The 10,210-nt window shown below is 66.9% G+C and carries 10 protein-coding genes; 6 read left to right on the top strand and 4 right to left on the bottom strand.

Translation table 11 applies throughout. The features are described from left to right. A partial coding sequence (locus tag ACFW0B_RS24635) for a transposase (RefSeq protein ID WP_211168216.1) occupies positions 1-123 on the top strand: 123 nt, incomplete at its 5' end. 19 nt (positions 124-142) lie between these two features. On the opposite strand, the gene ftsX is transcribed toward ACFW0B_RS24635, so the two are convergent. The 3 genes from ftsX to ftsY are packed head-to-tail and all read right to left on the bottom strand — an operon-like array spanning position 143 to position 3,206. Further along, positions 143-1,162 carry a permease-like cell division protein FtsX gene (gene ftsX, locus ACFW0B_RS24630; RefSeq protein WP_449151589.1) on the bottom strand — a complete coding sequence of 340 codons (1,020 nt, stop codon included), beginning with the start codon at positions 1,160-1,162 and terminating at the stop codon, positions 143-145. Continuing rightward, positions 1,162-1,830 carry a cell division ATP-binding protein FtsE gene (gene ftsE, locus ACFW0B_RS24625; RefSeq protein ID WP_044871017.1) on the bottom strand — a complete coding sequence of 223 codons (669 nt, stop codon included), beginning with the start codon at positions 1,828-1,830 and terminating at the stop codon, positions 1,162-1,164. The genes ftsX and ftsE overlap by 1 nt, the downstream gene beginning before the upstream one ends. Next, on the bottom strand, positions 1,827-3,206 hold the full coding sequence (gene ftsY / locus ACFW0B_RS24620; protein WP_449151588.1) for a signal recognition particle-docking protein FtsY: 1,380 nt from the start codon (positions 3,204-3,206) through the stop codon (positions 1,827-1,829). Before ftsY ends, ftsE begins: the two co-directional genes overlap by 4 nt. Before the next feature lie 143 nt (positions 3,207-3,349). On the opposite strand from ftsY, the gene ACFW0B_RS24615 reads away from it, so the two are divergent. Genes ACFW0B_RS24615 through ACFW0B_RS24600 form a run of 4 tightly spaced genes read left to right on the top strand, consistent with a single transcriptional unit; the run spans position 3,350 to position 7,837 of the window. After that, positions 3,350-4,705, top strand: a complete 1,356-nt coding sequence (locus ACFW0B_RS24615; protein ID WP_449151586.1) for a M16 family metallopeptidase — start codon at positions 3,350-3,352, stop codon at positions 4,703-4,705. After that, positions 4,698-6,185 carry a M16 family metallopeptidase gene (locus ACFW0B_RS24610; RefSeq protein WP_449151585.1) on the top strand — a complete coding sequence of 496 codons (1,488 nt, stop codon included), beginning with the start codon at positions 4,698-4,700 and terminating at the stop codon, positions 6,183-6,185. Before ACFW0B_RS24615 ends, ACFW0B_RS24610 begins: the two co-directional genes overlap by 8 nt. Continuing rightward, on the top strand, positions 6,185-6,802 hold the full coding sequence (gene rsmD / locus ACFW0B_RS24605; protein WP_449151584.1) for a 16S rRNA (guanine(966)-N(2))-methyltransferase RsmD: 618 nt from the start codon (positions 6,185-6,187) through the stop codon (positions 6,800-6,802). Before ACFW0B_RS24610 ends, rsmD begins: the two co-directional genes overlap by 1 nt. Before the next feature lie 15 nt (positions 6,803-6,817). Then, positions 6,818-7,837, top strand: a complete 1,020-nt coding sequence (locus ACFW0B_RS24600) for a hydrolase (protein ID WP_449151583.1) — start codon at positions 6,818-6,820, stop codon at positions 7,835-7,837. A gap of 14 nt (positions 7,838-7,851) precedes the next feature. Here ACFW0B_RS24600 and ACFW0B_RS24595 read toward each other — a convergent pair whose 3' ends face one another. Further along, positions 7,852-8,517, bottom strand: a complete 666-nt coding sequence (locus tag ACFW0B_RS24595; RefSeq protein WP_449151582.1) for a TetR/AcrR family transcriptional regulator — start codon at positions 8,515-8,517, stop codon at positions 7,852-7,854. Between the two features lie 251 nt (positions 8,518-8,768). On the opposite strand from ACFW0B_RS24595, the gene ACFW0B_RS24590 reads away from it, so the two are divergent. Continuing rightward, positions 8,769-10,199 (top strand): coniferyl aldehyde dehydrogenase, encoded by a 1,431-nt coding sequence (locus ACFW0B_RS24590; protein WP_449151581.1) that lies wholly within the window; start codon positions 8,769-8,771, stop codon positions 10,197-10,199. Positions 10,200-10,210: the final 11 nt, after the last annotated feature.

The raw sequence follows: 10,210 nt of genomic DNA, 5'->3' as shown, positions 1-10,210 counted from the left end.
ACCAGTGTCCTGGAGGGGGTGAACAACCGCATCAAGGTGATCAAACGCATGGCCTATGGCTTTCGGGACTCGGCCTACTTTTTCCTGAAAATCAAGGCCGCCTTCCCCGGGAAAGCGCGATGAACCTAAAAAATCGCGACTTCTAGCGGGGAGCCAGCTCACTGAGATGACGGGCGACGGCCAGCCAGGCGCCAATGTAGCCCAGCAGGACAGCGCCCAGAAGCAGGGACAGACCATCGGCCGCTGGCACGCCGGCCAGGGCGAAGTCGCTGCCGTAGAGACCGGCCAGACGCACCACAGCATCGTTCAGCCAGTCCAGACCGTAGGCCAGCACCAGCCAGGCCAGCATGCCGGCGCCGGCGCCATAGAGCGCGCCCATATAAAGGAAGGGGCGACGCACGTAGCTATCGGTCCCGCCCACCAGCTTGATCACCTCGATCTCGGTGCGGCGGTTCTCGATATGCAGACGAATGGTATTACCGATCACCAGCAGCAGCGCCAGGATCAGCAGCACCGCCAGGCCGAAGACGAATCGTTCGCCCAGCTTGAGGATGGCCGACAGGCGCTCGACCCAGACCAGGTCCAGCTGCGCCTGCTCGATACCCGGCATCTCCGACAGACGCTGGCGCAGCGCATCCAGTCCCGCCTTGTCGACTTCCTTGGGCGTCACCAGGACCACGCCCGGCAGCGGGTTCTGCGGCAGTTCCTTGAGCGCTTCGCCGAGGCCCGACTGCTGTTGCAGTTCGGCCAGGGCCTGCTCGCGGCTGATCCACTCGGCCTCGGCGACATCGGGCATGCCGGCGATCTCGTCGCGCAGTTTCTGCCCCTGGGATTCGCTGGCGTCCATCTTCATGAACAGGGAAATCTGCGCCGCGCGCTGCCAGGAGCCGCCCAGACGCTCGACATTGCTGAGCAGCAGGGAAAGGCCCATGGGCAGGCTGAGGGCGATGGCCATCACCAGGCAGGTGAAGAAGCTGCCGATGGGCTGACGGCCCAGGCGGCGCAGGCTGTCCACCAGGCTCGCACGATGACTTTCCAGCCAGGCGTGCAACAGGGTGCGGAAATCCGGGCCGTCGTCGCCCTTCTCCGGCGATTCGACGTGGCGGGGCGAAGCACCCACACGCTCGGCGGGCTTGGGCGGCGGCATCTGCTTGGCGCTCATCAGACGGCCTCCCCGTCGCCGATCAGGCGACCGCGTTGCAAGGTGAGCAGGCGATGGCGCATGCGCGCGATAAGCGCCAGGTCGTGGCTGGCGATCAGCACTGTGGTGCCCAAGCGATTGATGTCCTCGAATACGCCCATGATCTCGGCGGCCAGGCGCGGGTCCAGGTTACCTGTGGGTTCGTCCGCCAGCAGCAGGGCCGGGCGGTGCACCACGGCACGGGCGATGCCAACGCGCTGCTGCTGGCCGGTGGACAGGTCGGCCGGGTAGAGCTCGGCCTTGTCCGCCAGGGAAACCCGCTCCAGCGCCACGCTCACCCGTTTGGCGATCTCCGCTTTGGACAGGCCATGGATCTGCAGCGGCAGAGCGACGTTATCGAACACGCTGCGGTCGAACAGCAGCTGGTGGTTCTGGAACACGACGCCGATCTGGCGCCGCAGGAAAGGGATCTGCGAGTTGGTGATGGTCGAGAGGTCCTGCCCGGCCAGCAGCAGCTTGCCGCTGGTGGGGCGCTCCATCGCCAGGAGCAGGCGCAGCAGCGTGCTCTTGCCGGCGCCGGAGTGGCCGGTGACGAAAAGGAACTCGCCGCGGCGGACGCGGAAGCTCAGTTCGTGCAAGCCAACATGGCCATTGGGATAGCGTTTGCCGACCTGCTCGAATCGAATCATGCGGACTCCCGCTCAGCGAAGAGGGCCTTCACGAAAGCGTCGGCTTCGAAGGTGCGCAGATCGTCGATACCTTCGCCCACGCCGATGAAGCGGATCGGCAGGCCGAACTGCTTGGCCAGGGCGAAGATCACCCCGCCCTTGGCGGTGCCGTCCAGTTTGGTCAGGGCCAGGCCGGACAGGTTGACCGCCTGGTGGAACTGCTTGGCCTGGTTGATGGCGTTCTGCCCGGTGCCGGCGTCCAGCACCAGCAGCACTTCGTGGGGAGCCGAGTCGTCCAGCTTGCCGATCACGCGGCGCACCTTCTTCAGCTCTTCCATCAGGTTGTCCTTGGTATGCAGGCGGCCGGCGGTGTCGGCGATCAGCACGTCGATGCCACGGGCCTTGGCGGCCTGCACCGCATCGAAGATCACCGACGCGGAGTCGGCGCCGGTGTGCTGGGCGATCACGGCGATGTTGTTGCGCTCGCCCCAGACCTGCAGCTGCTCCACGGCGGCGGCACGGAAGGTGTCGCCGGCGGCGAGCATGACCTTCTTGCCATCCTGCTGCAGCTTCTTGGCCAGCTTGCCGATGGTGGTGGTCTTGCCGACGCCGTTCACGCCGACCACGAGGATCACGTAGGGCGCGCGGCCGTTGTCGATCTTCAGCGGTTGCTCGACCGGACGCAGCAACGCGGCCAGTTCGTCCTGCAGTGCCTTGTACAGCGCATCGGCATCGGCGAGCTGCTTGCGCGCGACCTTCTGGGTCAGGCTCTGGACAATGGCGCTGGTGGCTTCCACGCCGACATCGGCGGTCAGCAGGCGGGTTTCGATTTCATCCAGCAGGTCGTCGTCGATGGCCTTGCGCCCGAGGAACAGGCTGGCCATGCCTTCGCCGATGCTGGCGCTGGTCCTGGACAGGCCCTGCTTGAGACGGGCGAAAAAACCGGCCTTGGCCGGTTCCGCCTGGGCGACGGGGGCCGGAGCGGGTTCGGCCTCCGGAGCCGGCTGCTCGGCGACCGGTGCAGGTGCAGGTGCAGGTGCAGGTGCAGGTGCAGGTGCAGGTGCAGGTGCAGGTGCAGGTGCAGCAGGCTCGGCGATTACCGGCGCTTCGGCAATCACTGGCGCGGGTGCCGGGGCCTCTGCCACGACCGGAACAGGAGCGGGAACCGGTGTTTCGACCGGTGCGGGTGCAGCTTCGGCCACCGGGGCCTGCTCGGCTACCGGCTGGGCCGCCGGAACGGGTTCAGGTGCGGCCGGGGCCTCAACCTCGATAGGAGCCACAGGCTCCGCCAGAGCGGCGGGAGCGGCTTCCTGGGGCTTCTTGCGCAGCCAGCCGAACAAGGATCTCTTTTCCCCGGGCTGGGCCGGGGCCTTCTTGTCGTCGTTGGAACCAAACATGAGTCGAATGCATCTCAAGGGAGCGGCCGTACTGGCTCTATGCCGGCCAGCTTCGCCGCCCCGGGAATGGATGGGGTATCCTAGCACCTCTTCGCCCGCAGGCGGTAAGACCGCCGGGGCCATCCGACAGGTCAAGAACATCGATGAAAGCCACTGCCCGACAAGCCACCGGCTTGCTGTTTTGCGCTCTCTGCCTGCCCACTCTGGCCCTCGCTGCAGACAACCAACCCACCCACGAGTTCACCCTGGACAACGGCCTGAAGGTCGTGGTCCGCGAGGATCACCGCGCGCCCGTGGTGGTCTCCCAGCTCTGGTACAAGGTCGGTTCGAGCTACGAGACATCCGGCCAGACCGGCCTCTCCCACGCCCTCGAACACATGATGTTCAAGGGCAGCCGCAAGCTCGGCCCCGGCGAAGCCTCGCGCATCCTGCGGGAGCTCGGCGCCGAAGAGAACGCCTTCACCAGCGACGACTACACCGCCTATTACCAGGTGCTGGCCCGCGACCGCCTGGGCGTGGCCTTCGAGCTGGAAGCCGACCGCCTCGCCAGCCTCAAGCTGCCTCCCGAGGAGTTCAGCCGCGAAATCGAAGTGATCAAGGAAGAGCGCCGCCTGCGCACCGACGACAAGCCCACCGCCAAGGCGTTCGAGCGTTTCAAGGCGATGGCTTACCCGGCCAGCGGCTACCACATCCCCACCATCGGCTGGATGGCCGACCTCAACCGCATGAAGGTCGAGGAACTGCGCCACTGGTACGAATCCTGGTACGCGCCGAACAATGCCACCCTGGTGGTGGTGGGCGACGTCACCCCGGACGAGGTCAGGAGCCTCGCCGAGCGCTATTTCGCCGGCATTCCGAAGCGTGACATTCCGCCGGCGAAGAAGCCTCTCGAGCTGGCCACGCCCGGCGAGCGTCGCCTCACCCTGCATGTGCGCACTCAGCTGCCGAGCCTGCTGATGGGCTTCAACGTGCCAAGCCTGTCCACCGCCAAGGATGCGCGCCAGGTCCACGCCCTGCGTCTGATTTCCACCCTGCTCGACGGCGGCTACAGCGCACGCCTGTCCAGCCGCCTGGAACGCGGCGAGGAACTGGTCAGCGGCGCCTCAGCCTGGTACGACGGTTTCTCCCGTGGCGACAGCCTGTTCGTCATCAGCGCCACCCCCAACATGCAGAAGGGCAAGACCCTGGAGCAGACCGAAGCCGGCATCTGGCGCCAGCTGGAAGACCTGAAGAACACCCCGCCCAGCGCCGACGAACTCAAGCGCGTACGAGCCCAGGCCATCGCCGACCTGGTTTATCAGCGCGACTCCATCACCAGCCAGGCCACCACCATCGGCCAGCTGGAAACCGTCGGCCTGTCCTGGACGCTGATGGACCAGGACCTCGCGGCTCTCGAAGCCGTGACGCCTGCCGACATCCAGGCCGCCGCCAGGACCTTCTTCAACCGCGACCGCCTGAGCGTCGCCCACATCCTGCCCGAGGAAGCCCGCAATGAGTGAGCGCAACGGCCTGCGTTACGGCCTGCTCGGCCTGGCCCTGATCGTCCTGCTCGGCGTGCTGGCCTTCATCGCCAATCGCCCGGCCACCACCACCGTCGCTGAAACCGCCGCCCCGGCAGCGGCCCAGGGTCTGCAATCCCTGGCCGAACTGAGTGGCAAGGCGCCCACCCGCCGCACCCTGGACATCCAGAGCTGGAAGACCGCCGAAGGCGCCAAGGTGCTGTTCGTCGCGGCTCCCGAGCTGCCGATGTTCGACCTGCGCCTGACCTTCGCCGCCGGCAGCAGCCAGGACGGCGATATCCCTGGCCTCGCGACCCTGACCAACGCCATGCTCAACGAGGGCGTGGCCGGCAAGGACGTCACCGCCATCGCCGAAGGCTTCGAGAGCCTGGGCGCGGAATTCGGCAACGGCGCCTACCGCGACATGGCCATCGCCAGCCTGCGCAGCCTCACCGCCCCTGAGCAGCGCCAGCCGGCCCTGGAGCTGTTCACCCAGGTGGTCGGCGCGCCGACCTTCCCCGAAGACTCCCTGGCGCGGATCAAGAACCAGATGCTCGCCGGCTTCGAGTACCAGAAGCAGAACCCCGGCAAGCTCGCCGGCCTGGAACTTTTCGACAAGCTCTACGGCCAGCATCCCTACGCCCACCCGAGCGAAGGCAACGAGAAAACCATCCCCGGCATCACCGTCGAGCAGATGCGCGCCTTCCACCAGAAGGCCTATGCCGCCGGCAACGTGGTGATCGCCCTGGTCGGCGACCTGTCCCGCGCCGACGCCGAAGCCATCGCCAACCAGGTTTCCCGGGCCCTGCCCAAAGGCCCGGCGCTGCCCAGGCTGCCGGAACCGCAAGCGCCGAAGCCCGGCCTCAGCCATATCGAATTCCCGTCCAATCAGACCCACCTGATGCTGGCCCAGCTCGGCATCGACCGGAACGACCCGGACTACGCCGCGCTCTACCTGGGCAACCAGATCCTCGGCGGTGGCGGCTTCGGCACCCGGCTGATGGAAGAAGTGCGCGAGAAGCGTGGTCTGACCTATGGCGTCAGCTCGGGCTTCACCGCGATGCAGGTGCGTGGCCCGTTCATGATCGGCCTGCAGACCCGCGCGGAAATGAGCCAGGGCACCCTCAAGCTGATCCAGGACATCGTTCGCCAGTACCTGGCCGAAGGCCCCACCCAGAAGGAGCTGGACGATGCCAAGCGTGAGCTTGCCGGCAGCTTCCCGCTGTCCACCGCGAGCAACGCCGACATCGTTGGCCAGCTGGGCGCCATCGGCTTCTACGACCTGCCGCTGACCTATCTGGAAGACTTCATGGCCAAGGTCCAGGCGCTGGACGTGGCCCAGGTGAAAGCCGCCATGGCCAGGCACCTGTCCCCCGACCAGTTCGTCATCGTCACCGCCGGCCCGACCGTCACCCAGAAGGAACTGCCGCCACCCACCGACAAGCCCGCCGACATTCCCAGCGGCGTACCGGAGCACTGATGCGCAAGCCAAACGTCAAACCCGCCCGGCCGAATCACGGCGGCCAGGGCCAGCTACGCATCATCGGCGGCGAATGGCGCTCGCGGCGCTTCGCTTTCCCCGACGGTCCCGGCCTGCGCCCCACGCCGGACCGGGTGCGTGAAACCCTGTTCAACTGGCTGGCGCCCTACGTGGAAGGCGCGCGGGTGCTCGACCCCTTCGCCGGCAGCGGCGCGCTCTATCTGGAGGCCCTGTCCCGCGGCGCCGCCGAAGGCCTGGCGCTGGACCTGAACCCCGATTCCGTGGCCGCCCTGCGCGGCCACCTGGACGTCCTGCGCTGCAGCAGAGGCCAGCTGTTGCAGACCGACGCCCTGCGCTATCTGGATGCTCAGCCGTCCAGCGCCTTCGACCTGGTGTTCCTCGACCCGCCCTTCAACCAGGGCCTGCTGCAGCCCGTTTGTGCCCTGTTGGAGAATCGCGGCTGGCTGGCACCCCGCGCCTGGGTCTATACCGAAAGCGAAAACCCGCCCTCAACGCTGGGCCTGCCGGGCAACTGGCGCCTGCACCGCGAGAAGAAAGCCGGTCAGGTCTACTACGCCCTGTGGCAGCGTGCAGCCGGGGACGCTTCCGCAGCCTGACCGACGGCCACGCCGATGAACTCGTTCCACTCGCCGGTGACCACCCGCACCAGCTTCCAGCCGGCCTGGTGGTTGCCCGGCCCGCACCTGCAGACCCTCTGGTCACCCTTCTGCCGCACGCCGCCGTCGCTGAAACGACAGCGTGAACGCCTGTGGCTGGAGGACGGCGACTTCCTCGACCTGGACTGGCATGGCCCCCACGAGGCCGATGCGCCCCTGGTGTTGGTCCTGCACGGCCTGACCGGATCGTCCTCCTCGCACTATGTGCTCGGCCTGCAACAGGAACTGGCCGATCGCGGCTGGGCCAGCGTCGCCCTCAACTGGCGCGGCTGTTCGGGCGAGCCCAACCTGCTGCCCCGGGGCTACCACTCGGGCGTCAGCGAAGACCTGGCAGCCGCCATCGGCCACCTGCGCGCCAGCCGTCCACTGGCGCCGCTCTACGCGGTGGGCTACTCGCTGGGCGGCAATGTGCTGCTCAAGCACCTCGGGGAAACCGGTGAAGGCTGCGGCCTGCAGGGCGCCGTGGCGGTCTCGGTGCCCTATCGCCTGGACCAGTGCGCCGACCGCATCGCCCTCGGCTTCTCCAGGGTCTACCAGGCGCATTTCATGCGCGAGATGGTGGCCTACGTGAAACGCAAGCAGCACCTGTTCGCCCACCACGGCCAGACGGAACACCTCTCCACCCTGGAACGCCTCGGCTCGCTGGAGGGCATGCGTACCTTCTTGGACTTCGACGGTCGCATCACCGCGCCATTGCACGGCTTCGACGACGCCCACGACTACTACCGCCGCGCCTCCAGCCGCTACTACCTGGGCGGCATCCGCATCCCCACCCTGCTGATCCAGTCGGCCGACGACCCCTTCGTGTTCCGCCACAGCCTGCCGGAAGCCCACGAACTCTCGGCCACCACCCGCATGGAGCTGCACCCCCGGGGCGGTCATGTGGGTTTTGTCGAAGGATCACCGCGCAAACCCACCTATTACCTGGAACGACGGATTCCCGACTGGCTTACAAGCTGTCGCCGGAGCCTGTGACGACTGGCGCGTCCCTAGCTCGGAACCACCTGCTCCAGCGACACGTAGAGCTTCTCGTACAGCGCCTTGACCGCCGGCTGCGCTTCGGGCGCGAGGTAGCCGCCCTCCAGCGCCAGCACCTGGTAGATGCCACGGCGCAGCAGTTCCTGGCTGAGATTGCCGGCATCGCCACGGGTGGTGCAGAGGAAACGCACCCAGGACGTCACGATGATCCAGCTGTTGAGGGTCAGGGCTTCGACCTGGGCGGGATTCATCAGCAGGATGCCGGCGCTGACGAAGCCGCGATAAATGGTCTGGGCGTGGTCCAGGCAGCGCTGGGCGAAGAGCCGGTAACGCGTAGCCAGCTCCGCATCGGCCTCCAGCAGGTGCTCCAGGTCGCGATGCAGGAAGCGGAAGTCCCACATGGCCGCCAGCAGGGATTCCAGGTAGAAGGTCTTGTCCTCCACCGTCACGGCGCGCCCCTCCGGCAGGCGCAGGAAGCTGTCCACCCGCACCTCGTAGAGGCCGAACAGCTCGGCGATGATTTCCTGCTTGTTGCGGAAGTGGTAGTACAGATTGCCCGGCGACATGCCCAGGTGCGCGGCGATGTGGTTGGTGGTGACGTTGCGCTCGCCCTGGATGTTGAACAGCGCAAGGCTCTCCAGAACGATGCGGTCGCGGGTCTTGGGTCTTGTTGCCATCGGGCGGTGGTTCCTGCAATCGGTAGGCGCGGCGAGCGGTAAAGGTACACTGCGCGGCGTTCGGGAAACACCCGGAGTTACCGGCAACCGCCCGGCATTTCCCCGGGCTGCCACCGGACGGGCAAGCGGGCAGGTCATTTGACAGACTAGAGTAATTGCTCTAGAAATCCAGCGACATCAGAACAACAGAGCCAAGTCGCGTCCGCCCGGCGGATTCGAACCTGCTCCCGGAGCCGCCGAGGAACCGCGCCATGGTCGCCGACATTGCCTACCTGCAACAGAGCCAGCAGCAGATCAGCCAGCTGGAAACCCTCTTCCAGCGCCAGCGCGAGGCCTTTCGCGCGAACCCCATGCCCAGCGCCGAGCAGCGCATCCAGTGGCTGAAGTCCCTCCGCGAGCTGCTGTTCGCCGAGCAGGACGCGCTGATCGCCGCCATCTCCCAGGACTTCAGCAATCGCTCCGCCGACGAGACGCGGCTCGCCGAAATCATGCCCAGCCTCCACGGCATCCACTACGCCGCCAGGCGCTTGAAGAAATGGATGAAGCCGTCCCGCCGTGGCGTCGGCCTGGCCTTCCAGCCGGCCTCGGCCAGGGTGGTCTACCAGCCGCTGGGTGTGGTCGGCGTGATCGTGCCGTGGAACTACCCGCTGTTCCTGGCCATCGGCCCGCTGGTGGGCGCCCTGGCCGCGGGCAACCGGGTGATGATCAAGATGAGCGAGTCCACCCCGGCCACCTCGCAACTGATGAAGGACCTCCTGGCGCGCATTTTCCCCGAAGACCTGGTGGCCGTGGTTCTGGGCGAGGCCGAGGTGGGCGTGGCCTTCTCCCGCCTGCCCTTCGACCACCTGCTGTTCACCGGCGCCACCAGCATCGGCAAGCACGTGATGCGCGCCGCCGCCGAGAACCTGACCCCGGTGACCCTGGAGCTGGGCGGCAAGTCGCCGGCCATCGTTTCCACCGACGTGCCCCTGGCCGATGCCGCCGAGCGCATCGCCTTCGGCAAAACCCTCAACGCGGGCCAGACCTGCGTGGCACCGGACTACGTGCTGGTGCCGGAAGACCGCGTCGACGGTTTCGTCGAGGCCTATCGCCAGGCCGTGACGGGCTTCTTCCCGCAGCTGACCGACAACCCCGACTACACCGCCATCATCAACGAGCGCCAACTGGGCCGCCTGAAGGGCTACCTGGCCGACGCCGAGGCCAAGGGCGCCCGCCTGGTGCCGCTGTTCCCCGAGGCCCAGGGCCGCCGCCTGCCGCACACCGTGGTGCTGAATGCCAGCGACGACATGCAGTTGATGCAGGAAGAGATCTTCGGGCCCCTGCTGCCGGTGATCCCCTATCGCACCCTCGACGAGGCCGTCCGCTATATCAACGACCGCCCGCGTCCGCTGGCGCTCTACTATTTCGGTTACGGCCGGAGCGAACAGCAACGCGTCCTCGAGGAAACCCATTCCGGCGGCGTGTGCCTGAACGACACCCTGTTGCACGTGGCCCAGGACGACATGCCCTTCGGCGGCGTCGGCCCCTCCGGCATGGGCCATTACCACGGCCACGAGGGTTTCCTGACCTTCAGCAAGGCCAAAGGCGTGTTCATCAAGCAGCGCTTCAATGCCGCGAAGCTGATCTACCCGCCTTATGGCAAGGCCATCCAGAAGCTGGTCTACAAACTCTTCGTCCGCTGAACCGGGCATTC

Source organism: Metapseudomonas phytobenefica (genome assembly GCF_043392685.1).
GTDB lineage: Bacteria > Pseudomonadota > Gammaproteobacteria > Pseudomonadales > Pseudomonadaceae > Metapseudomonas.
Note: the sequence above shows the minus strand (reverse complement) of the source record. Positions and strands in the feature narration are given on the sequence as shown.